The organism is Embleya sp. NPDC001921 (assembly GCF_053594475.1).
In genome coordinates this window covers 254,548-280,588 of the sequence record NZ_JBSFEO010000009.1, presented here as the reverse complement: position 1 = coordinate 280,588, position 26,041 = coordinate 254,548, and the positions used below count along the sequence as shown (strand labels likewise).

Below are 26,041 nucleotides of genomic sequence, written 5' to 3'. Positions count from 1 at the left end.
CTCCCCGGTGCGTCAGCGCCCACGACTTGATCGTGTCCAGTGATCGACGAGCGGCAGCGAGGAGAGCGGCGGAGCCGCGTTTTTCCCGCCCGAAGGGCGGTTCCAACCGTGACGCTCTGTGCGCGAGGGCCCTCAGCGGCTATCACAACCGATCATGTTCGGCCAAATTTGATGAGCTTGTGAACGGGTGGTATAGGCGATTTTCGTGATCAACATCGTCCGTGAGCGCCGAACCGTTTAGGCTCCCCTATTTCTCACCCTGTGTGATTTTTGCCTGCACGCAACCGTTTCTGATCGATCATCAGGTGGGGAAGATCACACCATGATCGTTCCCTGCCCGTGTCGCAGATCACATCGTGAGGGGCCTAGGATGGGCGCCGTTCCGGCAGCTTGTGAACCCGGTCACATGCGTGACTCCGGGGGACTGAGAAGGGAGATGGGAGCGCGGTGAACCTGTACGCGCCGATCCTCGTGCTCGGGGGCATTGCCCTGGCCTTCGGAGTGGTCTCCCTCGTGATGGGGGCGGTCACCGGGCCCAAGCGCTACAACCGGGCCAAGCTCGAAGCCTACGAATGCGGCATCGAGCCCACCCCGCAGCCGATCGGCGGCGGGCGATTCCCGGTCAAGTACTACCTGACGGCGATGCTCTTCATCGTCTTCGACATCGAGATCGTCTTCCTCTACCCGTGGGCCGTGTACTTCGACTCGCTCGGGATGTTCGGTCTCGTCGAGATGGTCCTGTTCGTCGCCGCGGTCTTCGTCGCGTACGCCTACCTGTGGCGTCGCGGCGGCCTGGAGTGGGATTGACGTGGAAGCGACGAACGACGTGGGACCGATGAGCCGAGACGCCCAGGCTTCCCCACAGGCTTCCCCCAACGACTGACGGAGAGAGGGCATCCGCGTGGGTATCGAGGAGAAGCTGCCCAGCGGCTTCCTGCTGAGCACCGTGGAAGGGCTGGCCGGCTACTTCCGCAAGGGATCCTTCTGGCCGGCCACGTTCGGACTCGCGTGCTGCGCGATCGAGATGATGGCGACCGGCGCGGGGCGCTACGACCTGGCCCGGTTCGGCATGGAGGTGTTCCGCGCCTCGCCGCGCCAGGCCGACCTGATGATCGTCGCCGGCCGGGTCAGCCAGAAGATGGCGCCGGTCCTGCGGCAGATCTACGACCAGATGCCCAACCCCAAGTGGGTGCTGTCGATGGGCGTCTGCGCGTCCTCGGGCGGCATGTTCAACAACTACGCGATCGTCCAGGGCGTCGACCACGTGGTGCCGGTGGACATCTACCTCCCCGGCTGCCCGCCCCGACCCGAGATGCTGATGGACGCGATCATCAAACTCCGCGAGGAGATCCAGGCGGCGCCACTGGGCGTCAACCGCGAGAAGGCGGCCCGCGCCGCCGAGCAGGCCGCCCTGAAGGCGCTGCCCACCATCGAGATGTTGCCCGCGAGTGCCCGCCGCGGCGCGCACGAGCTCGATCCCGGCATCCCGGTCGGCCACGCACAGGACGGGGGCGCCCGATGACCACTCCCGGCAGCACCCCCGAGGAGAAGGCCCAGCTGCCCACCCCCCGCGACGCCGACGTGGAACCCATCGAGGTCCGGCACGGCATGTTCGGCGCGAGCGGATCGGGCGACACCTCCGGCTACGGCAAGCTGGTCCGTACCGTCGCCTTCCCCGGCTCCGCCGCCCGCCCCTACGGCGGCCCGCGCGGGACCGCGGACGGCGAGGGCGAGTTCGACCTGGTCGCCGACGAGCTCTCCGGGGCCCTCGCGGAAGCCGGCATCGAGTTCGACGAGGCGATCGAGAAGGTCGTGGTCGACCGCGGCGAACTCACCTTCCACGTGCTCCGCGAGTCGCTGCCCCGGATCGCGCTGACCCTGCGCAACGACCCGGCCCTGCGCTTCGAGCTGTGCACCGGCGTCTCCGGTACGCACTACCCGCAGGAGACCGGCCGCGAGCTGCACGCGGTCTACCACCTGCGCTCGATCACCCACAATCGCGCGGTCCGGCTCGAGGTGAGCGTCCCCGACGCCGACCCGCACCTGCCGTCCCTGGTGAGCGTGTATCCCGCGCTGGACTGGCACGAGCGCGAGACCTACGACTTCTTCGGCCTCGTCTTCGACGGCCACCCCGCGCTCACGCGCATCCTCATGCCGGACGACTGGCCCGGCCACCCGCAGCGGAAGGACTACCCGCTCGGCGGCGTGCCCGTCGAGTACAAGGGCGCCCAGATCCCGCCGCCCGACCAGCGGAGGTCGTACAACTGATGAGCGATCAGACAACGACACCCCCATCCGCCGCGCACGCGCGGGAGACCACCGAGGGCCGGGTCTACACGGTCACCGGCTCCGACTGGGACGAAGTGGTCCAGGCCGCGGCGGACGCCGAAGAGCGCATCGTCGTCAACATGGGCCCGCAACACCCGTCCACCCACGGTGTGTTGCGGCTGATCCTGGAGATCGACGGGGAAAGCGTCACCGAGGCCCGCTGCGGAATCGGTTACCTGCACACCGGCATCGAGAAGAACCTGGAGTTCCGCAACTGGACCCAGGGCGTCACCTTCGTGACGCGCATGGACTACCTGATGCCGCTGCACAACGAGACCGCGTACTGCCTCGCGGTGGAGAAGCTGCTCGGCATCACCGACGACATCCCCGAGCGCGCGCAGGTGATCCGGGTCCTGCTGATGGAGCTCAACCGGATCTCCTCGCACATGGTCTGCCTGGCCACCGGCGGCATGGAGATCGGCGCGCTCACCGTGATGACCTTCGGGTTCCGCGACCGCGAACTGATCCTCGACGTCTTCGAGATGATCACCGGGCTCCGGATGAACCACGCCTACATCCGCCCCGGCGGCCTCGCCCAGGACCTTCCGCCCGGCGCCGTGGACAAGGTCCGTGAGCTGGTGAACATCCTGCCCGGCCGGATCCGCGAGTACGAACTGCTGCTCAACGACAACGCGATCTTCAAGGGCCGCACCCAGGGCATCGGCTACCTCGACCTGGCCGGCTGCATGGCCCTGGGCCTGACCGGCCCGGTGCTGCGCTCCACCGGACTGCCGCACGACCTGCGCAAGACACAGCCGTACTGCGGCTACGAGAACTACGAGTTCGACGTGGCCACCGCGGACTCCTGCGACTCCTGGGGGCGGTACCTGATCCGCATCGAGGAGATGAAGCAGTCGCTGCGGATCGTCGAACAGTGCCTGGACCGCCTCGCGCCCGGTCCGGTCATGGTCGGCGACAAGAAGATCGCCTGGCCCGCGCAACTGGCGCTCGGCTCGGACGGCCTGGGCAACTCGCCCGCCCACATCGCGAACATCATGGGCACCTCGATGGAGTCCCTCATCCACCACTTCAAGCTGGTCACCGAGGGCTTCCGGGTACCACCGGGCCAGGTCTACAGCGCGATCGAGTCGCCGCGCGGCGAACTGGGCGTACACGCGGTCAGCGACGGCGGCACCCGCCCCTACCGCGTGCACTTCCGCGACCCCTCGTTCAACAACCTGCAGGCCATGGCCGCGATGTGCGAAGGCGGTCAGGTGGCCGACGTGATCGTGGCAGTGGCGGGCATCGACCCCGTCATGGGAGGTGTCGACCGATGAGTACGGACCTGGGCATGCCGATGCCGCCGGCCAAGCCGGCTCCGCCGTTCCCGCCCGCGGTGCGCGCGCGCCTGGAGGTGGACGCGAAGGAGGTGATCGGGCGCTACCCGCAGGCCCGTTCGGCGCTGCTGCCGCTGCTGCACCTGGTGCAGGCCGAAGAGGGCTACGTCACCGGCACCGGCATCGAGTTCTGCGCCGACATGCTGGGCCTGACCACGGCGGAGGTCTCCGCGGTCTCCACCTTCTACACGATGTACCGGCGCCGCCAGGGCGGCGACTTCCACGTCGGCGTCTGTACCAACACGCTGTGCGCGGTGATGGGCGGCGACGAGATCTTCGCGAGCCTGAAGGACCACCTCGGGATCGGCAACAAGGAGACCACCGCCGACGGCGTGGTCACCCTGGAGCACATCGAGTGCAACGCCGCCTGCGACTACGCGCCCGTGGTGATGGTCAACTGGGAGTTCTTCGACGACGCGACCCCGCAGTCGGCCAAGGAACTCGTGGACGACCTGCGCGCGGGCAAGGACGCGGTACCCACCCGCGGCGCGCGACTGTGCACCTTCCGGGACACCTCACGGATCCTGGCGGGCTTCCCGGACGAGCGACCCGGCGCGGTCGACGAGGGCGGCGCCGGCGGTGCCGCCAGCCTGATCGGGCTGCGCATCGCCAACGGCACGCACACCGACGAACCGGCCCGGGCCGCGACCGCGCCCGCACCCCGGCGAGCCACCGAGGAGAGCGCGACCCAGGCCCCGCGGACCCCGAGTTCGCACGACGCCCCGGCGCCCACCGCCGCCTCCGACCCGGCCCACCCCGCGCCCGCCACCGACCAGGACGGGGACCAAGCGCCGTGACCGAGCCCTCCCTCCTCACCCCCGTGCTCTCCGCGAACTGGGACGAGCACCAGCCGTGGACGCTGGACACCTACCGGCGCGGCGGCGGCTACGACGGACTGCGCAAGGCGCTGGCGATGCACCCCGACGAGGTGATCCAGACCGTCAAGGACTCCGGTCTGCGCGGTCGCGGCGGCGCGGGCTTCCCCACCGGCATGAAGTGGGGCTTCATCCCGCAGAACGACGGCAAGCCGCACTACCTCGTGGTCAACGCGGACGAGTCCGAGCCGGGAACGTGCAAGGACATCCCGCTCATGTACGCCAACCCGCACGTGCTGATCGAGGGCGTGATCATCGCGTCCTACGCGATCCGCTCCGAGCACGCGTTCATCTACGTGCGCGGCGAGGTGGTCCCGGTGCTGCGCCGACTGCACAACGCGGTCCGCGAGGCGTACGCCGCCGGCTACCTCGGCAAGAACGTGCTGGGCTCGGGCTTCGACCTCGAACTCACCGTGCACGCGGGCGCCGGCGCGTACATCTGCGGCGAGGAGACCGCGCTGCTCGACTCGCTGGAGGGCCGCCGGGGCCAGCCCCGACTGCGCCCGCCCTTCCCGGCGGTGGCCGGCCTGTACGCGTCCCCGACCTGCGTGAACAACGTCGAGTCGATCGCGTCGGTGCCGCCGATCCTGAACAAGGGCGTCGAGTGGTTCCGCTCGATGGGCTCGGAGAAGTCGCCCGGCTTCACGCTGTACTCGTTGTCCGGACACGTCGAGCGACCCGGCCAGTACGAGGCCCCGCTCGGGGTCACCCTGCGCCAACTCCTGGACCTGGCGGGCGGCGTGCGCGAGGGGCACCGGATCAAGTTCTGGACGCCCGGCGGCTCGTCCACCCCGATGTTCACCGACGAGCACCTGGACGTGCCGCTCGACTACGAGGGCGTCGGCGCGGCCGGGTCCATGCTCGGCACCAAGGCGCTGCAGATCTTCGACGAGACCGTGTGCGTGGTGCGCGCGGTGCTGCGCTGGACCGAGTTCTACGAGCACGAGTCCTGCGGCAAGTGCACACCGTGCCGCGAAGGCACGTACTGGCTCACCCAGTTGCTCACCCGACTCGAGCGCGGCGAGGGCACCGAGGAGGACCTGGAGACGTTGCTCGACGTCGCCGACAACATCCTCGGCAAGTCCTTCTGCGCGCTCGGCGACGGTGCGGCGAGCCCGATCCAGTCCTCGCTCAAGTACTTCCGCGACGAGTACCTGGCGCACTTCGAGCACGGCGGCTGTCCGTTCGACACCGCGGCATCCACCGCGTGGGCGAAGACAGCCCCCGCTTCAACCGGGGCAGGAGCGCAAAGCTGACATGACAGTCACGACCAACACCCCCGCGAGCGGGCCGCCGGCCCCCAAGCCGGAGGATCTCGTCACCATCTCGGTGGACGGGATCGACGTCTCCGTGCCCAAGGGCACCCTGGTGATCCGGGCCGCCGAGCTGATCGGCATCCAGATCCCCAGGTTCTGCGACCACCCGCTGCTCGACCCGGTCGGCGCCTGCCGGCAGTGCCTGGTCGACGTCGAGGGCCAGCGCAAGCCGCTCGCGTCCTGCACCACCACCGTCACCGACGGCATGGTCGTGCGCACCCAGCTCACCTCGCCCGTCGCGAAGAAGTCGCAGGACGGGGTGATGGAGCTGCTGCTGATCAACCACCCCCTGGACTGCCCCGTCTGCGACAAGGGCGGCGAGTGCCCGCTGCAGAACCAGGCGATGGGCGCGGGTCGTTCGGCCTCGCGCTTCACCGAGGTCAAGCGGACCTTCCCCAAGCCGCTGCGGATCTCCTCCGAGGTGCTCCTGGACCGCGAGCGCTGCGTGTTGTGCGCACGCTGCACCCGCTTCTCCGAGCAGGTCGCGGGCGACCCGTTCATCGCGCTGATCGAACGCGGCGCGCTCCAGCAGGTCGGGATCTACGAGAAGCAGCCGTTCGAGTCCTACTTCTCCGGCAACACCATCCAGATCTGCCCGGTCGGCGCCCTCACCTCGGCCGCCTACCGGTTCCGGGCCCGGCCGTTCGACCTGGTGTCCTCCCCGACCACGTGCGAGCACTGCGCGTCCGGGTGCTCGCTGCGCGCGGACCACCGGCGGGGCAAGGTGCTGCGCCGGCTGGCCGGCGACGAGCCCGAGGTCAACGAGGAATGGAACTGCGACAAGGGCCGCTTCGCGTTCCGCTACGCCACTCGACAGGACCGGCTCACCTCCCCACTGATCCGGGACGAGGACAGCGGCGAACTGGTTCCCGCGTCCTGGTCCGAGGCACTGGGCGTGGCCGCGCGCGGACTGGCCGCCGCCCGCGGCTCGGCCGGCGTCCTGGTCGGCGGCCGGGCCACCCTCGAGGACGCCTACGCGTACGGCAAGTTCGCCCGGGTCGCGCTGGACAGCAACGACATCGACTTCCGGGCCCGCGAGCACTCGGCCGAGGAGGCCGAGTTCCTCGCCGCCGAGGTGGCCGGTACCGGACTGGGCGTGACCTACGCCGAGCTGGAGAAGGCCCCCGGCGTGCTGCTCGTCGGGTTCGAGCCCGAGGACGAGTCGCCGATCGTGTTCCTGCGGCTGCGCAAGGCCGCCCGCAAGGGCCTGAAGGTGTACGGCATCGCGCCGTTCGCCTCGGCCGGCCTGGTCCGGATGAAGGGCAGCCTGCTGCGGGCCGCGCCCGGCACCGAGACCGAGTGGCTGTCCGCCCTCGGCGACCCGGCGATCGAGGGCGAACTCGCCCGCGGCGCGGCGGACCTGCTGCGCACCCCCGGCGCCGTCGTGCTCGTCGGCGAACGACTGGCGGGCGTGCCGGGCGCACTGGCCGAGGTCACCGCGCTGGCCGCGCGCACCGGCGCCCGACTCGCCTGGATCCCGCGCCGGGCCGGCGAGCGCGGCGCGCTCGACGCGGGCGCGCTGTACAACGTGCTCCCGGGCGGGCGACCGCTCGGCGATCCGGCGGCCCGCGCCGAGGTGGCCTCGCTCTGGCGGGTCGCCGACCTGCCCGGCGGTTACGGCCTGGACACCACCTCGATGCTCACCGCGGCCCGCGAACAGCGCCTGGCCGCGCTCGTGGTCGGCGGCGTCGACGTGGACGACCTGCCCGACCCGGCCGGCGCCCTGGCCGCGCTGGACGCGGCCCGCTTCGTGGTCAGCCTGGAACTGCGGCACAGCGCGGTCACCGAACGCGCCGACGTGGTCTTCCCGGTCGCCGCGCCCGCCGAGAAGCCGGGCACCTTCGTCGACTGGGAGGGCCGCGAGCGCCCGTTCGCCACCGTGCTGAAGAAGGACCAGCTCGCCGGCGACCTGGCCGCGGTGATGTCCGACCTGCGCGTGCTCGACGCGATCGCCGAGGCGATGGCCGAGCAGCGCGAGGGCACCCCGATCGAACTGCCCTCGCTCACCGCCGCCCGGCGCGAACTGCGCCGGCTCGGCCGGTGGACCGGCGACCGGGGACCGGCCCCCGAGGGCCGGGCCCGCGAACTCCCGCGTCCCGGCGCGGGCGAGGCCGTACTGGCCACCTGGCGTCTGCTCCTGGACGAGGGCCGGGGCCAGGACGGCGAACCCCATCTGGCGGGCACCCGGCGTGCGCCGGTCGTCCGGCTGTGTGCGTCCACGGCCGCCGAGATCGGCGCCGAGGACGGGGGCGGCGTCACCGTGACCTCGTCGCACGGGGAGGTCACGTTGCCGCTGCGCGTCACCGACATGACCGAGCGCGTGGTGTTCCTGCCCGCGAACTCGCCGGGCTCCTCGGTGCGTCGCGCGCTGGGGGTCGGCGCGGGCGAGGTGGTCAAGATCCGCCCGGCCGTGGTCGATCCCGCCCAGGCCGAAGGCCCACTCAACGGCACCGGCCTCAACGGTCGGGCCGCACAGGTTCATGAGGAGGAGCGGTGACGGACAGCGGCATGCAGCTCGCCGCGGTCGGGTTCGGTACCGACGTCTGGTGGCTGGTCCTGCTCAAGGCGGTGCTCATCTTCGCGTTCTGCGTCGTCATGACGCTGTTCGCGATCTGGTGGGAACGCAAGGTCGTGGCCTGGATGCAGATGCGCATCGGGCCCAAGTACACCGGCCCGCAGGGCCTGCTCCAGTCCCTCGCGGACGGCGTGAAGCTCGCGCTCAAGGAGGACATCACCGTCAAGGGCGCCGACAAGGCCGTCTACATCATCGCCCCGATCGTGGCGATGGTCCCGGCGTTCATGGCGTTCGCGGTGATCCCCTTCGGCCCCGAGGTCTCCATCTTCGGGCACCGCACGCACCTGCAACTGACCGACCTGCCGGTCGCGGTCCTCTACATCCTCGCGGTCGCGTCCGTGGGCATCTACGGCATCGTGCTCGCGGGCTGGTCCTCGGGCTCGACCTACCCGCTGCTCGGCGGGCTGCGCAGCTCGGCGCAGATGATCTCGTACGAGATCGCGATGGGCCTGTCGTTCGCGGCGGTCTTCCTCTACGCCGGCTCGATGTCCACGTCGGAGATCGTCGCGGCCCAGCAGGACACCTGGTACGCCGTGCTGCTGCCGGTCTCCTTCATCATCTACGTGGTCGCGATGATCGGTGAGACCAACCGCGCGCCGTTCGACCTCCCCGAGGCTGAGGGCGAGCTGGTCGGCGGCTTCCACACCGAGTACTCGTCGCTGAAGTTCGCGCTGTTCTTCCTCGCCGAGTACGTGAACATGGTCGTGGTCAGCTCGCTGGCGACCACCCTGTTCCTCGGCGGCTACCTCGCGCCGTGGCCGATCACCGCGGTCTGGGACGGCGCCAACTCCGGCTGGTGGCCCTTCCTCTGGTACTTCCTCAAGGTCCAGGCCTTCATCTTCGTGTTCATCTGGCTGCGCGGCACGCTGCCGCGCTTCCGCTACGACCAGTTCATGAAGATCGGCTGGAAGGTGCTGATCCCGCTCTCGCTGGTGTGGCTGATGCTGGTGGCCACCGTGCGCGCGCTCAAGAACGAGGGCTACGAGCAGTCCCGGATCGTGTTGTGGGTCGCCGGCGGCGTGGTCGCCCTGCTCCTGCTGTCGATCCTGTGGGACGCGGTCACGCCCAACAAGGACGAGGAGGCCGACGCGAAGGCGGCCGGCCCCGAACCGTTCGACCCGATGGCGGGCGGGTTCCCCGTACCGCCGATGCCGGGACAGCAACTCCCGCCGGTGCCGCGCCGCAACGTGCGCGAACCCGAGCCGGTCGGGGTGCCGGCCGCGGCGGAGCCCCCGGCCGACCGCACTGAAGGAGAGGCATAGACCCGTGCCCAAGTTCCTCGGACCGGTCGCGGGGTTCGGTGTCACCTTCGCGACGATGTTCAAGAAGGCGAACACCGAGTACTACCCGTACGAGAAGAAGGTCACCGCACCGCGATTCCACGGCCGGCACCAGCTCAACCGGTACGCCGACGGCCTGGAGAAGTGCATCGGCTGCGAACTGTGCGCGTGGGCGTGTCCCGCCGACGCGATCTTCGTGGAGGGTGCCGACAACACCGACGAGGAGCGCTTCTCGCCCGGTGAGCGGTACGGCCGCAACTACCAGATCAACTACCTGCGCTGCATCTTCTGCGGCCTGTGCATCGAGGCTTGCCCGACCCGGGCGCTGACCATGACCAACGAGTTCGAGCTCGCCGACACCAGCCGGGCGAGCCTGATCTTCACCAAGGAACAGCTGCTCGCGCCGCTGTACGAGGGCATGGTCCCGGCGCCGCACGAGATGTACCCGGGCACCACCGACACCGACTACTACCTGGGCAAGGTCACCGCGGCCGCGCCCGGCACGGTGACCCAGGGGCAGCCCCGCGAGACGGCCGAGGCGCACGAGCAGGGGACGGAGGCGGGCCGATGAGCCCCGGAATCGACTTCGCGGCCGAGGTCACCAAGACCTCCACCGGCGAGGCGCTGCAGTTCTGGGTGCTCGCGGCCGTCGCACTGATCGGCGCCCTGGCCACCGTCTTCATGAAGAAGGCGGTGCACAGCGCGCTCGCGCTGGTCACCACGATGATGTGCCTGGCGATCTTCTACCTGGCCCAGGGCGCGATGTTCCTGGGCATCGTGCAGATCGTGGTCTACACCGGCGCGATCATGATGCTGTTCCTGTTCGTGCTGATGCTGGTCGGCGTCTCCGCGGTGGACTCGCTCAAGGAGACGCTGAAGGGCCAGCGGATCGCCGCCGCGGGGCTCGGCCTGGGCTTCGGCATCCTGCTCGTCGCCGGCATCGCCAACGCGTCCATCACGCACTTCAGCGCCCTGGCCGGCAAGACGCCGGGCAGCCGCCCGGTCTACCCGGCCGAGACCGACGACGAGGCGCTGCGCGCGGTGGCCGAGGGCAACGTCCAGGGTCTGGCGCACCAGATCTTCACCAAGTACATCTGGGCCTTCGAGATGACCAGCGCGCTGCTGATCACCGCGGCGGTCGGCGCGATGGTGCTCGCGCACCGCGAGCGGCTGGTGGCGCGCAAGACCCAGCGCGAACTCTCCGAGGAGCGGGTGCGCGAGAACCAGCAGGTCGCGCCGCTGCCCACGCCCGGTGTGTACGCCCGGCACAACGCCGTGGACGTGCCCGCGCTGCTGCCGGACGGCAGCATCTCGCAGTTGTCGATCAACAACACGCTCCGCGCGCGCGGACAGGTCCGCGACGTCAGCGCCGAGCAGGTGCACAGCGTCGCCGAGTTGGAGAGCGCCGGTGCCGACGCCGACGACGAGGCGTGGCCCGACGAGTCGGACGGGACCTCGTCCGCGCCGGTGCCCACCGCCCGGCAGGAACACGACGACGCCGACACCTCGGCGGGCGACGGGTCGGGCAACGAGGTTGCCGCCGGCGCAGGCTCCAAGGAGGGGCGCCCGTGAACCCGGTGAACTACCTGTACCTGTCCGCGCTGTTGTTCACCATCGGCGCGGCCGGGGTCCTGCTCCGGCGCAACGCGATCGTCGTGTTCATGTGCGTCGAACTGATGTTGAACGCGTGCAACCTCGCGTTCGTGACGTTCGGCCGCATGCACGACAACCTCGACGGCCAGATCATCGCGTTCTTCACGATGGTCGTCGCCGCGTGCGAGGTCGTGGTCGGACTGTCCATCATCATCGCCATCTTCCGCAGCCGCCGTTCGGCCTCGGTCGACGACGCCAGCCTCATGAAGTGGTAGGTCGGAACCGGTGATCGAAACCTCCTCCCTGGCCTCCGGCGTCGTGCTCGCCAACGAGGGCGGCGGCGGGCTGCACTCCGTCGCGGCAACCGGCGCGTACTCGGCGCTGTGGCTGGTCGTCGGCCTGCCGCTGCTGGGCGCGCTGCTGCTGCTCGTCGGCGGCAAGCGCACCAACGCCTTCGGCCACATCCTCGCCACCGCGCTGGCCCTCGGGTCGTTCGTGGTCGGCGCGCTCTTGTTCGTGACCATGCTCGGCAAGGACGACGCGGACCGCTCGGTCGACCAGCACCTGTGGACCTGGGCGCCGGTCAACGAGTTCCAGGCCGACATCGGTCTGCACCTGGACCAACTGTCCATCGTGTTCGTGCTGCTGATCACCGGCGTGGGCTCGCTGATCCACATCTACTCGATCGGCTACATGGCGCACGACGAGAACCGTCGGCGCTTCTTCGCCTATCTGAACCTGTTCGTCGCCGCGATGCTGCTGCTGGTGCTGGCGAACAACTACCTGCTGCTGTACGTCGGTTGGGAGGGTGTGGGTCTTGCCTCCTACCTGCTGATCGGTTTCTGGCAGCACAAGCCCAGCGCCGCGACCGCCGCCAAGAAGGCGTTCATCATGAACCGCGTCGGCGACTTCGGTCTGGCCGTCGCGATCTTCCTGATGTTCACCACGTTCGGCTCCTTCGACTTCGCCGACGTGCTCGGCGGCAGCGCGAGCGCGAGCGACGGCACGATGACCGCGATCGGCCTGATGCTGCTGCTCGCCGCGTGCGGCAAGTCGGCGCAGTTCCCGCTCCAGGCCTGGCTCGGCGACGCGATGGAGGGCCCGACCCCGGTCTCCGCGCTGATCCACGCGGCGACCATGGTCACCGCCGGCGTGTACCTGATCACGCGGTCGGCGGAGATCTTCAACGCCTCGCCGGACGCCCAGCTCGCGGTCACCGTCGTGGGCGCGATCACGGTGCTGTTCGGGGCGATCGTGGGTTGCGCCAAGGACGACATCAAGAAGGCGCTGGCCGCCTCGACGATGAGCCAGATCGGCTACATGATCCTGGCCGCGGGCCTGGGGCCGATCGGCTACGCGTTCGCGATCATGCACCTGGTCACGCACGGCTTCTTCAAGGCCGGGTTGTTCCTGGGCGCGGGTTCGGTCATGCACGGCATGAACGACGAGGTCGACATGCGCCGCTACGGCGGCCTGCGCAAGTACATGCCGATCACCTTCGCCACCTTCGGCCTGGGCTACCTGTCGATCATCGGCTTCCCGCTGCTGTCCGGGTTCTTCACCAAGGACAAGATCATCGAGGCGGCGTTCGCCAAGGGCGGCACCTCCGGCTGGATCCTGGGCGCGGTCACCCTGCTCGCCGCCGGCCTCACCGCGTTCTACATGACGCGCGTGATGCTGATGACCTTCTTCGGCAAGGAACGCTGGAAGGAGGCGCCCGCGGGTGCCCCGGCGGACTGGCACGAGCCGCACCCGCACGAGTCGCCGACCTCGATGACCGGCCCGATGATCCTGCTCGCGTTCGGATCGGTGTTCGCGGGTGGCCTGTTCGTGCTCAACGACTCGTTCGTGAACTGGCTCACGCCGGTCACCGGCTTCTCGCACGGCGACCTGCCGATGAGCGAGTGGGCGGTCACCGGTATGGCGCTCGCGATGGTCGCGCTCGGCTCGGCGGTGGCCTACGTGCAGTACGCCCGCCGGGACGTGCCCGCCGTGGCGCCGGCCGCGAGCCTGGTCACCGTGGCCGCTCGTCGGGACCTGTACCAGGACGCGGTCAACGAGGGCCTGGTGATGCGGCCCGGTCAGTACCTGACCCGCCTGCTCGTGTGGTTCGACAACCGCGGCGTGGACGGATTCGTGGGCGGACTCGCGGCGTTCTTCGGCGGCACCTCGGCGCGCGTGCGCAAGGTGCAGACCGGCTTCGTCCGCTCGTACGCGCTGTCCATGTTCGGCGGCACGCTGCTGGTCGTGGCCTGCACGCTGATGGCTCGGATGGCCTGAACATGACCATCCGGACACGACCCCAGATCGCCCACACCGTAGGCGCCTCGGCGGAGGGACTTCGATGAACGGCCACTTCCCCTGGCTGACGACGCTCGCGGCGCTGCCGTTCGTCGGCGGCCTGTGCGTCGCCGCCGTTCCGGCCGGCAAGCGCAAGCTCGCCAAGAACGTGGCGCTGCTGTTCAGCCTGCTCACACTGGCCGTCGCGATCGCGGTGGCGACCAGGTTCGACAACGACGGCGGCCGCTTCCAGATCACCGAGAGCTACAGCTGGATCTCCTCGTTCGGGGTGCGCTGGTCGCTGGGTGTGGACGGGATCGGCCTGGTGCTGATCCTGCTCACCGCGGTGCTGATGCCGCTGCTGATCCTGGCCTCCTGGCACGACGCGGACCAGGCGCCGGTGAACGCCGACGGCTCGGCCGGCACCGGCAAGCCCGCGCCGCGCAGCACACACGCGTTCTTCGCGCTGATGCTGCTGGTCGAGGCCATGGTCGTGGTGTCCTTCGCGGCCACCGACGTGTTCATGTTCTACGTCTTCTTCGAAGCCATGCTGATCCCGATGTACTTCCTGATCGGCGGCTACGGCGGCGCGCAACGCTCCTACGCGGCAGTCAAGTTCCTGCTCTACAACCTGCTCGGCGGCCTGGTCATGCTGGCCGCCGTGGTCGGGCTGTACGTGGCGACCGCGAACCAGGGCATCGGGATCGACGGCAACGGCACGTTCGACTTCGTGAAGATCTCGCAGGCGGTGGCCACCGGTCAGCTCGACATCGATCCGACCGCGGAGAAGGCGCTGTTCCTGGGCTTCATGTTCGCGTTCGCGGTCAAGGCCCCGCTGTGGCCGTTCCACACCTGGCTGCCGGACACCATGACCGAGGCCACGCCCGGCATCGCGGTGCTGGTCACCGCGATGGTGGACAAGGTCGGCACGTTCGCGATGCTGCGGTTCTGCCTGGAGATCTTCCCGGACGCGTCCAGGTACTTCGCCCCCGTGATCATCACGCTCGCGGTGATCGGGATCATCTACGGCGCGCTGCTGGCGGTCGGCCAGACCGACATCAAGCGGCTGATCGCGTACACGTCCATCTCGCACTTCGGCTTCATCATCCTGGGCATCTTCGTGATGACCAGTCAGGGCCAGTCGGGCGCGACGTTGTACATGGTCAACCACGGCTTCTCCACCGCGGCCCTGCTGCTGATCGCGGGCTTCCTGATCACCCGCCGCGGCAGCAAGACGATCGCCGACTTCGGCGGCGTGCAGAAGGTCGCCCCCGTTCTCGCGGGTACGTTCCTGGTGGCCGGACTCGCGACCCTCTCGATGCCGGGACTCGCCCCGTTCGTGAGCGAATTCCTGGTGTTGGTGGGCGCGTTCGCGAAGTACAAGGTGGCCGCGATCTTCGCCACCACCGGCATCGTGCTCGCCGCCCTGTACGTGCTGGTGCTGTACCAACGCACGATGACCGGCCCACTGCGGCCGGGCAATGAGAAGCTCCGCGACCTGGTGCCGCGTGAACTGGCGGTCGTGGTACCGCTGATCGCGTTCCTGCTCGTGCTCGGCGTCTATCCGAAGCCGGTGCTCGACGCGGTGAACCCGGCCGTGGACCACACGCTCAGCCGGGTGGAGCAGAAGGACCCGGCGCCCACCAAGCCCATCGAACAGGCCGCGGGCACCGAGGCGCACACCACTGGAGGCTCCAAGTGAGCATGAGCACCGCCGCTACGGCAACGCTCGCCGCGACGAAGGTGGACGCGCCCACCATCGAGTACGGCAAGCTCTCGCCGATCCTGATCATCGCGGGCGCCGCCGTGATCGGCGTGCTGATCGAGGCGTTCCTGCCCCGACCGGCCCGCTACCGCGCGCAGCTCACCGTGGCCCTGGTCGGCATGATCGGCGCCTTCGGCGCGGTCGTCTGGCTCGCCCGGGACCTCCCGGACGACCACCGGGGCAGCATCACCGCGATGGGCGCGGTCGCCGTGGACGGCCCGTCGCTGTTCCTGCAGGGCACGCTGCTGCTGATCGGCATCGCCTCGGTGCTGCTGATCGGCGAACGCAGGCTGGAACCGGCCGGCGGCGACGCGTTCGCCCCGCAGGCCGCGGCGGCGCCGGGCAGCCGGCAGGAGAAGGACGCGACGGCGGCCGGGTGGACGCAGACCGAGGTCTACCCGCTGACCATGTTCTCGCTGGTGGGCATGCTGCTCTTCCCGGCGGCCAACGACCTGCTGATGATGTTCGTGGCGCTCGAGGTGTTGTCGCTGCCGCTCTACCTGCTGTGCGGGCTGGCCCGGCGCAACCGGCTGCTCTCCCAGGAGGCGGCGCTCAAGTACTTCCTGCTCGGCGCGTTCTCCTCGGCGTTCTTCCTGTTCGGCGTGGCCATGCTGTACGGCTACTCGGGCAGCGTCTCGCTGGACCGGATCGGCGTGGCCTCGGCGGGCGCGATGGACAACGACGCGCTGCTGCTGATCGGGCTCGCGATGGTGGCGGTCGGCCTGCTGTTCAAGGTCGGCGCCGTGCCGTTCCACTCCTGGACGCCGGACGTGTACCAGGGCGCGCCGACCCCGATCACCGGGTTCATGGCGGCGGCCACCAAGGTCGCCGCGTTCGGCGCGATGATGCGGTTCTTCTACGTCGCGCTGCCGGGCATGCGCTGGGACTGGCGGCCGGTGATGATCGGTGTCGCGATCCTGACCATGGTCGCCGGCGCGATCATCGCGATCACCCAGACCGACGTGAAGCGCCTGTTGGCCTACTCGTCGATCGCCCACGCGGGTTTCATCCTGACCGGAATGATCGCGATGAACGACGCGGGCGTGTCGTCCACGATGTTCTACCTTGTGGCCTATGGGTTCGTCACTCTGGGTGCCTTCGCGGTGGTCACACTGGTACGCGACGCCCGCGGCGAGGCGACCCATCTGTCCCACTGGGCGGGTCTGGGCAGGCGCTCCCCGCTGGTCGCAGGAGTGTTCGCACTGTTCCTGCTCGCCTTCGCCGGCATCCCGCTGACCAGCGGTTTCTCCGGAAAGTTCGCGGTCTTCCAGGCAGCGGCGCAAGGGGGTGCGGGCAGCCTCGTGGTGGTCGGTGTGCTGTGCAGCGCGATCGCCGCGTTCTTCTACGTACGGGTGATCGTGTTGATGTTCTTCTCGGAGCCCAAGGTCGACGGTCCGACGGTTGTCGTACCCAGCGTGATGACCACCGCTGCCATCGCGCTCGGGGTAGCCGTTACCGTGGTCCTTGGCATCCTCCCGCAGCCGGTACTGGACCTCGCGGACAAGGCAGCCTTGTTCGTCCATTGAGCACGACGCAGAGACTCTGCGTGATCGACAGGAGAGAACCGTCATGGCGATCGTGGGGCCCTTCGGGCTGAGCGTCACGGACGAGACTCTCGACGCCGATATCAGGGCGGGGATGGCCGCCGTGGAGCAGGAGCTCCTGGCGGCCACCAAGAGCGAGTTCCCTTATCTGACGCAGACCTCGCGGCACCTGGTCGAGGCGGGCGGCAAGCGGTTCCGGCCTCTGCTGGTGCTGCTCGCCGCCCAGTTCGGCGACTGGCAGTCCCCGGGCGTGGTGCCCGCGGCGGTGGTGTGCGAACTGACCCACCTGGCCACGCTGTACCACGACGACGTGATGGACGAGGCCCCGCTGCGGCGCGGCGCGCCCAGCGCGAACTCCCGGTGGGACAACTCGGTCGCGATCCTGACCGGCGACTTCCTGTTCGCGCGGGCCTCGGAGATCGTCGCCGACCTGGGCAACGAGGCGGTCCGGATCCAGGCGCGGGCGTTCGCCCGGCTGGTCACCGGACAGATCCGCGAGACGGTCGGACCGGGCCCCGGCGACGACCCGGTCGAGCACTACCTGTCGGTGATGGCGGACAAGACCGGCTCGCTGATCGCGGCCTCGGGCCAGTTCGGCGCGATGTTCGCGGGCGCGGACGAGCACGTGGTGGACATCCTGACCCGGTACGGCGAGCGGTTCGGCGTCGCGTTCCAACTGGCCGACGACGTGCTCGACATCGCCAGCGAGGCGACCGAGTCCGGCAAGACGCCGGGCACCGACCTGCGCGAGGGCGTGCCGACGCTGCCGGTGCTGCACCTGCGGGCGGGCGTGCCCGGGTCGTCGCCGGCGGCCGACCGGCACCTGCTGAACCTGCTGGACGGGCCGATCACCGACGACGACGAGCACGCGGAGGCGCTCGCGCTGTTGCGCGCGCACCCGGCACTGGCGAAGGCCCGCGAGGACACTCGGCGTTATGCCGAGGAGGCTCGGGAGGTCTTGGCGCCGCTGCCGGAGTGCAGTGCGAAGCGGGCGTTGTCCTCGTTGTGCGAGTTGGTCGTGGAGCGCAGCGCGTAGTTCGTGGTGCCGGCCCGCCCGCCCGTGACGTCGGGTGGGCGGGCCGCGGTCTGCTTCGGGAGTGCTCGCCGGCTGCTCCCTCGGGAGTAGCGCGGGGGGTGGTGCGTCAGCATCAAGTCCTGTGCCCGGGTGCGGCGCACGTCTTGAGGGTGACGTTTTGCGGTGACGTGAGGCCGACGCCGAGTGCCCGGTCCCGGTGATCCCCTTGGGGTGTCGCATTCGACACTCGAATCAGGGGGCAATCTCCATGACTCGCACCACCCGCCGATCCGTTCCGTGGCGCTTCGCGGTGCCTGCCGCGATCGCGGCCGCGACCGTCGGCGCCGTGACGTTCGGCCCGGCCGCGTTCGCCGACGACTCGCATCCGGGGCTACCGGACCTGACCGCCGACCAACTCGTCGCCAAGGTCGCCGCCGCCCGGGCGGACGCGCTGACCGGCACCGTCCGCATCGACACCGACCTGGGCCTGCCCGCCCTGCCCGGCAAGGCCGGCGGCGGCCCGCAGGCGCTGCTGTCCGGCACCAACAAGCTCCAGGTGGCCGTGGACGGCCCGGACCGGCAGCGGATCGGCATCATGTCCGATCTGGCCGAGTACAACGTCATCCACAACGGCCGCGACGTGTGGACCTACGACAGCCGCGCGCACGCGGTCACCCACGGCACGATCGACACGAGCCGGCCGGACGTGGCCTCGCTGGTGCCGACCACGCCGCAGGACGCGGCTCGGCAACTGCTCGACCTGGTCGGCCCGACCACCGACGTCCGGGTCGACGGCACCGCCCAGGTCGCCGGGCACGACGTCTACAAGCTCCGCTTCGCGCCCAAGGCGCGGGGCAGCCTGATCGCCGCGGCGACGGTGTTCGTGGACGCGAGGACCGGGGTGCCGCTGCGGGTGACGGTCGACACCGTCAAGGGCGGCAAGCCCGCGATCGACATCGGCTTCGAGAAGGTCTCCTACGACAAGCCGGCGGCCGACACGTTCGACTTCAAGCCGCCGGCCGGGGCGCGGGTCAAGGAGGTGCCGACGAACGAGGCGGTGCCCGAGCCGCCCGCCGCGCCGAACCCGCCCGCCGCGCCCGGCGGGGAGCAGCCGAAGCAGAACCCGGGTCTGTTCGGCGACGGGTGGGCCACCGTGGTCGAGTTGCCCGCCGGCGCGGAGGCCAAGGACGCCACCCGGCTGCTGGGCAAGCTGGGCAAGCCGGTTCCGGGCGGGACGCTGATCGACACCCGGCTGCTGAACGTGTTGAGCACCGACTCGGGCCGGGTCTTCGCCGGCGCGGTCGACGCGGACACGCTCCGGCGGATCGCGGCCCAGCGATGAGCGCGTCCACGGCGGTCGGGGCCGCGGCGATCCGTACCGAGGGGCTGTCCAAGCGCTACGGCCGGGACCGGCTCGCCGTGGACGGACTCGACCTGACCGTGCCGGCCGGTTCCGTCTTCGGGTTCCTCGGGCCCAACGGTTCCGGCAAGACCACGACCATCCGGATGCTGCTCGGCCTGATCCGGCCGACCGGCGGTTCGGTCACCCTGCTCGACGGCCCCATGCCCGGGGCCGTCGGGCAGGTCCTGCCCAGGGTCGGCGCGCTGATCGAAGGCCCGGCCCACTACGGCTTCCTGACGGGTCGGCAGAACCTGGAGCGGCTGGACGCCGCCGACCCCACGTCGGATCCGCGCACCCGCGCCGCCCGGGTGGACGGGGCACTGGCCAAGGTCGGGCTCACGGCGGTGGCCGGGCGCAAGGCGCGGGCGTACTCGCTGGGCATGAAGCAGCGGCTCGGCATCGCCTCCGCGCTCTTGCGGCCGCGCGACCTGCTGGTGCTGGACGAGCCGACCAACGGCCTGGACCCGCAGGGAATGCGCGAGATCCGGGCGCTGATCCGGGCCCTGGCCGCGGACGGCACGACGGTGTTCCTGTCCTCGCACCTGCTGGACGAGATCGAGCAGGTGTGCACGGACGTCGCGGTGATGAGCCACGGCAGGCTGATCACCCAGGGCACGGTGGAATCGTTGCGCGCGGGCACCCGGGCCCGCCTGGTGGTCACGACTCCCGACGCGGAGGCGGCGGTCGTGGTGCTGGCCAGGCTCGGCGCGACCGACATCGTCACCACCTCGGGCGGTGTCGAGGCCGACCCCGCCCCCCTGGAGCCCGACGAGATCTGCGCGGCGCTGGTGCGCGCCGACGTCCGGGTCCGCTCGTTCACCCTCGCGCGGCCGTCCCTGGAGGACGCGTTCGTCGCGCTGACCGGAGAAGGCTTCGATGTCACCGACTGACGCACTGCCCAAGACGGGTGTCCTGTCGCCCGCGTTCCGGTACTCGACGGGCACCGAGACGTTCGGGTCCGAGCGGCTGCCGCGGCTGCGCGGGCTGATGCGCAGCGAACTGCGCCTGGTCTTCCTGCGCCCGCGCACGGCCGCGATGCTGGGCTTCCTGGCCTTCGTGCCGGTCATGCTCGGGGTCGCGTTGCGCTACTTCCACGACGGGGGTTCCTCGGGCGGTGGCGGTGGTGGAGGGGGGATGGACTTCGTGAACCAGGTCACCGGCAACGGGCTGTTCCTGGTCTTCGCGTCGCTGGCCGCCGCACTGCCGTTCTTCCTGCCGATGACGGTGGGCGTGGTGGCGGGGGACTCGATCGCGGGCGAGGCGCACGCCGGGACGCTGCGCTATCTGCTGGTCGCGCCGGCCGGTCGGACCCGGTTGTTGCTGGTGAAGTTCGCCGGCGTGCTGGCCTTCTGTCTGGCCGCCACGCTCACGGTGGCGCTGTCCGCGCTGGTGGTGGGCGCCGCGCTGTTCCCGATGGGCGATGTGCCGCTGTTGACCGGGGACACCATCTCGATGGCCGAGGCGTCCTGGCGCGCGCTGTTGATCGCGCTGTGCGTCGCGGCCTCGCTGGTCGGCCTCGCGGCGATCGGGCTGTTCGTGTCGACGCTGACCACGGTGCCGGTCGCGGCGATGGCCACCACGGTGGGCGTGGTCATCGTGACCGCGATCCTGACCGGCATCCCGCAACTGTCGGGAATCCATCCGTGGTTGTTCACCGACGGCTGGATGAGCTTCGGCGACCTGCTGCGCAACCCGATCCCCACCGACGAGATCCTGCGCAACCTGGGCGTTCAGACGGCCTACACGGCCGTCTTCGGCGCGGCGGCCTGGGCCAGGATGACCGAACGCGACATCACCACGTGAGTGAGCGCGGGCGGGCCGGTGATCCGGATGGGCGACTCGTCCGGGTGAATGTCCGGTTGGCTCGGGCGTCCCGGGTGCATGTACGGCCCCATGAGGATGCGCGCGGCGATCGCGATGGTGTCGGCGGCCGCGGCCGCGGTGTTCGGGACAGTGCCCGCGGCGGCGCGGACGGCGGACGCGCCGCCGGAGACCTACTCGTACCTGGTGCTGACCCGGCCCGACGGTGCGGCGGGCGCGGCGCTCGCCGAGGCGGCGGTGCGGCGGGCCGGGGGCACGGTGGTGCGGGCGTACGGGCGGATCGGAGTGGTGGTGGCGCACGGCGGGCCGGGCTTCGCGGCGGCGGTGCGAGGGCGGCCCGGGGTGGCGCGGGTCGGCGCGACGCGCACGGTGCCGGTGCGGGCGGCGGAGCGGGCAGGCGCGCCGGCCGCGGATCCGGCCGAGGCGGCGCAGTGGAATCTGGCGATGGTGCACGCGTACGAGGCGCAGCGGATCACCGAGGGCGTTCCGGACGTCGTGGTCGCGGTGGCCGACACGGGCGTCGATGATCGGCATCCGGATCTGGCGCCGAACTTCGACGCCGCGTTGTCCGCGGACTGTTCGACGGGCCGGCCGATCCAGGCGGACGCGGCGTGGCGGGCCCCGCGTTCGGACCATGGCACACACGTGGCCGGCACCATCGCGGCGGCCCGCAACGGCACGGGCGTGGTCGGCGTGGCGCCCGGGGTGCGGATCGCGGCGCTGCGGATCGGCGACGCGGACGCGATGTTCCACGGCGAGGCCGGCGTGTGCGGGTTCGTCTGGCTCGCCGAGCACGCGGACCGGGGGCTGCGGATCGCCAACCACAGCTACTACAACGACCCGTGGTGGTTGCTGTGTCCGGACGACGAGGACCAGGCGGTGATCCACGAGGCGGTGCGCCGGGCGGCGGCGTACGCGGCCGACCGGGGCGTGTTGTCGATCGCGGCGGTGGGCAACGCCGACTACGACCTCGCGCACAAGACGGTGGATCCGTACAGCCCGAACGACGCGGCCGATCGGCCCGCGAGGCCGCGGCCGGTGACCGACGCGTGCCGGATGTTGCCGGCCGAACTCCCGGGTGTGGTCACGGTCGCGGCGGTCGGTGCGGACGGGCGCCGGGCCGGCTACTCGAACACCGGCCTGGGCGTGGTGGACCTGGCCGGCCCGGGCGGCGGCGGGGCGGGCGGCGAGGGCGTGTTGTCGACGGCGCGCGACGGCGGTTGGGCGCGCAAGGCGGGCACGTCGATGGCGGCACCGGCGGTGAGCGGGGTGGCCGCGCTGATCGCGTCGGCGCATCCCGGGTGGGGGCCGGCGGCGATCACCGCCCGGTTGTACGCGACGGCGACCCCCCTGCCGTGCGCGGCACCGTGCACCGCGTCGGGCGACATCGACTCGTTCCACGGCCACGGCCTGGTGGACGCGTTCCACGCGGTGCGCCCGGGGGAGTGACCCGGTCGTGCGCACCGCACTCGGGGCGGGCGCCGACAACGGGCTCACGGTGCGGGTCACCCCGGGGCCCGCGCCGAAACACCCGGGTGCCGGCGTGCCCGGGCCGGCAGGGTGGTGTCGTGAGTGCTTCCTCCCGCAGTTATCGCTACGTCGGGCCGGCGGACATCCGCGCCGAGGTGGTGCGCGACGGAGGCGGTGGGCGGCCGATCCGCTCGGCCGGCGAGTTGGCGGCCTGGCTCGGGGCACAGGAGCGGGGCGACCTGGCCGAGCCGTTCACGTACGTGGTCGCGCTCGACGGGGTGCTGCGGCTCGCCCCGCGCCGCAGCGAGCACGTGGCCTGCGCGGGCGGCGGACGGGCGCTCGGCGCCGGGGAGATCGCCTTCGGATTCGAGGACGGGGCATGGGCGGTGGTCGGGATCGGCAACCAGTCGACCGGCTATTGCCCGGAGCCGGATTCGTGGCCGGCGGTCGCCGCGGCCCTCGCGCGGATCGGTGTGGCCCGCCCGGACGGTTTCACCGACGTGTTCGTGTTTCGCCGGTGTCCGGATTGCGGTGAGCGCGCCGTGGTCAAGGAGGGCGACTTCGTCTGCGCCTGCTGTGCCGCCGAGTTGCCGCGGGACTGGAACTTCGAGTGAATGCGCAGGTCAGTGGGGTCGGCTGACAGCCGGAGCCGGCGCTGACAGCGGGCTGTCGGGGCGGTCAGTGGTTTGTGCGGGGGCTGCCGGCGGTGAAGTGGATGCTCTTGCACATGGACACCACGAGCAACACCACCGCCAAGGCACCCGGAGTGATCGGCTCCTTCGCCCGCTTCGTCGTCTTCGGCGGCGGTGTCGGCCTCGCGAGCAGCGCGACGCTGGTCCTGCTCTCCGGCCACGTGCCGTTCGTCGCCGCCAACGCGCTGGTGACCGTCGGCTCGACGCTGATCGCCACCGAGCTGCACAGCCGGTTCACCTTCGGCCAGGACAAGCCCGGCAAGAGCGACCACATCAAGGCGGCGCTGACCGTCCTGGTCTGCTACCTGTTCACCACCGCCGCGATGCTCATCCTGCGCGCGATCGAGCCGAACGCCGGTGTGCTGGTGGAGCAGACGGTGTACCTGTCCGCGTCGGGCCTGGCCGGCATCGGCCGGTTCGCCTTCATGCGCCTGGTGATCTTCGCGAAGAAGGGCCCGAAGGCCACGCAGCGCGTGCTGGCCCGCGCAGCGGTGGTCACGGCGGCCTGACCGGGCCCGATCCGAGCCGACGATCGACGGATCGGCGCGAAGCAGCGAGCGGCGAAGTGTCCCGCCGACTCCCTGCCCGCGCCGATCCGTCGCCGCGTTTCCGGGTGCCCCGAGCCGGCCGCCGGGATCAGGTCACGAAGCAGAACTCGTTGCCCTCGGGGTCGCCCATGACCTGGAACGAGCCCTGTTCGTCGGTGACCGTGGCGCCCCGGGCGTCGGCGCCGAGGGAGACCGCGAGGGCCACGGCGGCGTCGATGTCGGTCACCCGCAGGTCCAGGTGCAGCCGGTTCTTCCCCGCCTTGTCCTCGGGCACCGGCTGGAACGACATGCGTACCGCCCCGGGCGGTTCGACATGCGACCAACCCCGTTCCCGATCCACCGGCTCGCCACCGAGCAGGCCGGCCCAGAACCGCACCAACTGCCGGGGCTCCCGGGCGTCCACCACGATCTGATGCAGGTCCACGCGCATACGCCGCAGCCTAGGCCAAGCCCGGAAGACCCCGCCTCGGCTCGATCGGGTGAACCGGATCGGGAGGACTACTGTGCGGTCGGACCCGAAACTAGGCTGAAGATGTTGCCTCGGGGAGGGGAGGAGCGGGTGTGATGTCCGTCGAAGCTGTGTACACACATGGTGTGGAAACCGACGACGATGCGATGCCGGATCCGTTGCAGGTGTTCTTCGCCCTGTCCGAGCGACTTCACGACTATCGCGTGGAGTTCATCGATCGGGAGACGAGCGTGGCACCACCGCCGGACGGCGATCACGAGACCTTGATCTGGCGCCTGGTCAGACAACTCGCGCGTTTCGACGTGGACGAACGCTTCGATGCCGCGATGAACAAGGGCTTGCAGACCCCGGGTGGGGCTCGGGTCATTCCGGACATCACGGTGACCTCGTCCGGTGGCATGCGGGACGCGGAGCCGTGGATGCCGTCCGGCGACGTGCTCTTGGTGGTCGAGGTGACATCGACCGCCCCCGGACGGGATCGCATCACCAAACGGCAGGTCTACGCCGAGGCTGCGATCCCCTTGTACCTCCTGATCGACCGCTCCGAATCCAAGCTCACACTGTTCACCGATCCGGACAAGGGCAGCTACACCGGTCGGGTCGAGGTCGGCTTCGGCAAGCGGCTGCCGTTGCCCGATCCTTTTGGATTCGTGCTCGACACCGCTTCGATCGTCGACTGAACCGTGGGGACGTGATCCCGTGTCGGATGCTTTGGACAGTGACCTCAGCCCGCTCGCCCGGCGGGTGCTCGCGTGCATGTTGGCGGTGCCCGCGGGGATCAAGTTCACCGGTAAGGACGTGGCCGACGTGATGCCGGAAGGGCCGTACCGGGTGCAGAAGGCGTTGCGCGAACTGGGCGCCACCGGGCACCGCACCGTGCGCCGGCTGAAGAAGCCCAACGGTCAGTTCTACGTCGAGGTCGAATACCACGCGATACCCGTGCGGGCCGACGACTCGTCGATGGATTGAAGAGATTACGTAACTGCGTAACAATCACGACGTGGCGCATCGACCGGACGACGACAGTGAGCGGACCGACCCGACCACCGTGACCGACAACACCGACAACACCGACAACACCGACAACACCGACAACACCGACAACACCGACAACACCGACAACACCGACAACACCGACAACACCGACGAGACCGACCCGGCCGTCCTGCTCGCGCGCCTGGACGCGTTGACCGAGCGCGTCGCGGCGCTGGAGGCCGCGGCCGCCGAACCGCCGACCGGATCGGCCGACCGGTTCGTGTCGAGCCCGGACGCCGAGGCGTTCTGGGCCCTGGAAGGGCTCAAGGAGCACTACGGGATCGGCGCACTGCTGTACACCGGCGCCCTGCGACTGCCCGAGGGAACGCCCGTCGAGTGGCAACTGGCCGCCGACGCGGACGCGTTGCTCGCCGAGGACTGGGCGCCGTTCGCCGAGCACCTGGGCGCACTGGGCCACCCCGTACGACTGTCCCTGCTGCGCGAGATCCTGCGCGGCACCGATACCGCGGCCGAACTCGGCGCCCTGGAGGGGATGGGGACCAGCGGTCAGATCTACCACCACCTGCGCCAACTGGTCGCGGCCGGCTGGCTGCGCACCGTGGGCCGAGGGCACTACGAGGTACCCGCGATGCGGGTCGTACCGCTGCTGACCGTGCTGTTCGCCGCGCGCCCCTGACCCGCGCCGCCCGATCCCGGCCGGCGGCGAGGCTCTCGAAGGAGCCGTTCACTACGATC

25 protein-coding genes are annotated in these 26,041 nt (G+C 70.4%); 24 read left to right on the top strand and 1 reads right to left on the bottom strand.

All coding sequences use genetic code 11. The annotated features are described in order from the left end of the window. Window positions 1-447 precede the first annotated feature (447 nt). The 21 genes from ACWCPW_RS14060 (at window position 448) to ACWCPW_RS13960 (ending at window position 23,802) form a co-directional block, all read left to right on the top strand. Window positions 448-807, top strand: a complete 360-nt coding sequence (locus tag ACWCPW_RS14060) for an NADH-quinone oxidoreductase subunit A (protein ID WP_449761764.1) — start codon at window positions 448-450, stop codon at window positions 805-807. A 94-nt stretch (window positions 808-901) separates the two neighbouring features. Continuing rightward, window positions 902-1,522: a NuoB/complex I 20 kDa subunit family protein gene (locus ACWCPW_RS14055; protein ID WP_449761763.1), complete on the top strand. Its 621-nt coding sequence runs from the start codon at window positions 902-904 to the stop codon at window positions 1,520-1,522. Continuing rightward, window positions 1,519-2,268 (top strand): NADH-quinone oxidoreductase subunit C, encoded by a 750-nt coding sequence (locus tag ACWCPW_RS14050; protein WP_449761762.1) that lies wholly within the window; start codon window positions 1,519-1,521, stop codon window positions 2,266-2,268. The genes ACWCPW_RS14055 and ACWCPW_RS14050 overlap by 4 nt, the downstream gene beginning before the upstream one ends. Next, window positions 2,268-3,605: an NADH-quinone oxidoreductase subunit D gene (locus ACWCPW_RS14045; RefSeq protein WP_449761761.1), complete on the top strand. Its 1,338-nt coding sequence runs from the start codon at window positions 2,268-2,270 to the stop codon at window positions 3,603-3,605. The genes ACWCPW_RS14050 and ACWCPW_RS14045 overlap by 1 nt, the downstream gene beginning before the upstream one ends. After that, on the top strand, window positions 3,602-4,462 hold the full coding sequence (gene nuoE / locus ACWCPW_RS14040; protein ID WP_449761760.1) for an NADH-quinone oxidoreductase subunit NuoE: 861 nt from the start codon (window positions 3,602-3,604) through the stop codon (window positions 4,460-4,462). The genes ACWCPW_RS14045 and nuoE overlap by 4 nt, the downstream gene beginning before the upstream one ends. Next, window positions 4,459-5,796 carry an NADH-quinone oxidoreductase subunit NuoF gene (gene nuoF, locus ACWCPW_RS14035; protein ID WP_449761759.1) on the top strand — a complete coding sequence of 446 codons (1,338 nt, stop codon included), beginning with the start codon at window positions 4,459-4,461 and terminating at the stop codon, window positions 5,794-5,796. The genes nuoE and nuoF overlap by 4 nt, the downstream gene beginning before the upstream one ends. Window position 5,797: 1 nt before the next feature. Then, window positions 5,798-8,353: an NADH-quinone oxidoreductase subunit G gene (locus ACWCPW_RS14030; protein WP_449761758.1), complete on the top strand. Its 2,556-nt coding sequence runs from the start codon at window positions 5,798-5,800 to the stop codon at window positions 8,351-8,353. Between the two features lie 11 nt (window positions 8,354-8,364). Then, window positions 8,365-9,693: an NADH-quinone oxidoreductase subunit NuoH gene (gene nuoH, locus ACWCPW_RS14025; RefSeq protein ID WP_449761785.1), complete on the top strand. Its 1,329-nt coding sequence runs from the start codon at window positions 8,365-8,367 to the stop codon at window positions 9,691-9,693. A 4-nt stretch (window positions 9,694-9,697) separates the two neighbouring features. Then, window positions 9,698-10,282 (top strand): NADH-quinone oxidoreductase subunit NuoI, encoded by a 585-nt coding sequence (gene nuoI, locus ACWCPW_RS14020; protein ID WP_449761757.1) that lies wholly within the window; start codon window positions 9,698-9,700, stop codon window positions 10,280-10,282. Continuing rightward, window positions 10,279-11,283, top strand: coding sequence for an NADH-quinone oxidoreductase subunit J (locus ACWCPW_RS14015; protein WP_449761756.1), 1,005 nt, complete (start codon window positions 10,279-10,281; stop codon window positions 11,281-11,283). Before nuoI ends, ACWCPW_RS14015 begins: the two co-directional genes overlap by 4 nt. Further along, on the top strand, window positions 11,280-11,579 hold the full coding sequence (gene nuoK / locus ACWCPW_RS14010) for an NADH-quinone oxidoreductase subunit NuoK (protein ID WP_020549317.1): 300 nt from the start codon (window positions 11,280-11,282) through the stop codon (window positions 11,577-11,579). Before ACWCPW_RS14015 ends, nuoK begins: the two co-directional genes overlap by 4 nt. Before the next feature lie 70 nt (window positions 11,580-11,649). Further along, a complete protein-coding gene (gene nuoL / locus ACWCPW_RS14005; protein ID WP_449761784.1) occupies window positions 11,650-13,584 on the top strand; it encodes an NADH-quinone oxidoreductase subunit L in 1,935 nt (644 codons plus the stop codon). 64 nt (window positions 13,585-13,648) lie between these two features. After that, the gene (locus ACWCPW_RS14000) at window positions 13,649-15,286 is read left to right on the top strand and encodes an NADH-quinone oxidoreductase subunit M (RefSeq protein ID WP_449761755.1); all 1,638 of its coding nucleotides are present in this window, start codon (window positions 13,649-13,651) and stop codon (window positions 15,284-15,286) included. 2 nt (window positions 15,287-15,288) lie between these two features. Beyond that, complete coding sequence (nuoN, locus tag ACWCPW_RS13995; protein WP_449761754.1) at window positions 15,289-16,875, top strand: NADH-quinone oxidoreductase subunit NuoN; 1,587 nt, start codon at window positions 15,289-15,291, stop codon at window positions 16,873-16,875. 43 nt (window positions 16,876-16,918) lie between these two features. Further along, window positions 16,919-17,929 (top strand): polyprenyl synthetase family protein, encoded by a 1,011-nt coding sequence (locus tag ACWCPW_RS13990; RefSeq protein WP_449761753.1) that lies wholly within the window; start codon window positions 16,919-16,921, stop codon window positions 17,927-17,929. Window positions 17,930-18,176: 247 nt separating this feature from the next. Beyond that, window positions 18,177-19,250: a LolA family protein gene (locus ACWCPW_RS13985; RefSeq protein ID WP_449761752.1), complete on the top strand. Its 1,074-nt coding sequence runs from the start codon at window positions 18,177-18,179 to the stop codon at window positions 19,248-19,250. Further along, window positions 19,247-20,200: an ATP-binding cassette domain-containing protein gene (locus ACWCPW_RS13980; protein WP_449761751.1), complete on the top strand. Its 954-nt coding sequence runs from the start codon at window positions 19,247-19,249 to the stop codon at window positions 20,198-20,200. The genes ACWCPW_RS13985 and ACWCPW_RS13980 overlap by 4 nt, the downstream gene beginning before the upstream one ends. Continuing rightward, window positions 20,187-21,113 carry an ABC transporter permease gene (locus ACWCPW_RS13975; RefSeq protein ID WP_449761750.1) on the top strand — a complete coding sequence of 309 codons (927 nt, stop codon included), beginning with the start codon at window positions 20,187-20,189 and terminating at the stop codon, window positions 21,111-21,113. Before ACWCPW_RS13980 ends, ACWCPW_RS13975 begins: the two co-directional genes overlap by 14 nt. 90 nt (window positions 21,114-21,203) lie before the next feature. Then, complete coding sequence (locus ACWCPW_RS13970) at window positions 21,204-22,580, top strand: S8 family serine peptidase (protein ID WP_449761749.1); 1,377 nt, start codon at window positions 21,204-21,206, stop codon at window positions 22,578-22,580. A 119-nt stretch (window positions 22,581-22,699) separates the two neighbouring features. Beyond that, window positions 22,700-23,215, top strand: a complete 516-nt coding sequence (locus tag ACWCPW_RS13965) for a hypothetical protein (protein ID WP_449761748.1) — start codon at window positions 22,700-22,702, stop codon at window positions 23,213-23,215. 113 nt (window positions 23,216-23,328) lie between these two features. Next, window positions 23,329-23,802 (top strand): hypothetical protein, encoded by a 474-nt coding sequence (locus tag ACWCPW_RS13960; protein WP_449761747.1) that lies wholly within the window; start codon window positions 23,329-23,331, stop codon window positions 23,800-23,802. Between the two features lie 127 nt (window positions 23,803-23,929). Here the strand turns inward: ACWCPW_RS13960 and ACWCPW_RS13955 are convergent, their stop codons facing one another. After that, the gene (locus tag ACWCPW_RS13955; protein WP_449761746.1) at window positions 23,930-24,271 is read right to left on the bottom strand and encodes a VOC family protein; all 342 of its coding nucleotides are present in this window, start codon (window positions 24,269-24,271) and stop codon (window positions 23,930-23,932) included. A gap of 164 nt (window positions 24,272-24,435) precedes the next feature. On the opposite strand from ACWCPW_RS13955, the gene ACWCPW_RS13950 reads away from it, so the two are divergent. The 3 genes from ACWCPW_RS13950 (at window position 24,436) to ACWCPW_RS13940 (ending at window position 25,982) form a co-directional block, all read left to right on the top strand. Then, a complete protein-coding gene (locus ACWCPW_RS13950) occupies window positions 24,436-24,990 on the top strand; it encodes a Uma2 family endonuclease (RefSeq protein WP_406298145.1) in 555 nt (184 codons plus the stop codon). 19 nt (window positions 24,991-25,009) lie between these two features. Continuing rightward, on the top strand, window positions 25,010-25,279 hold the full coding sequence (locus ACWCPW_RS13945; protein WP_449761745.1) for a hypothetical protein: 270 nt from the start codon (window positions 25,010-25,012) through the stop codon (window positions 25,277-25,279). Window positions 25,280-25,475: 196 nt separating this feature from the next. Beyond that, complete coding sequence (locus tag ACWCPW_RS13940) at window positions 25,476-25,982, top strand: ArsR/SmtB family transcription factor (RefSeq protein WP_449761783.1); 507 nt, start codon at window positions 25,476-25,478, stop codon at window positions 25,980-25,982. Window positions 25,983-26,041: the final 59 nt, after the last annotated feature.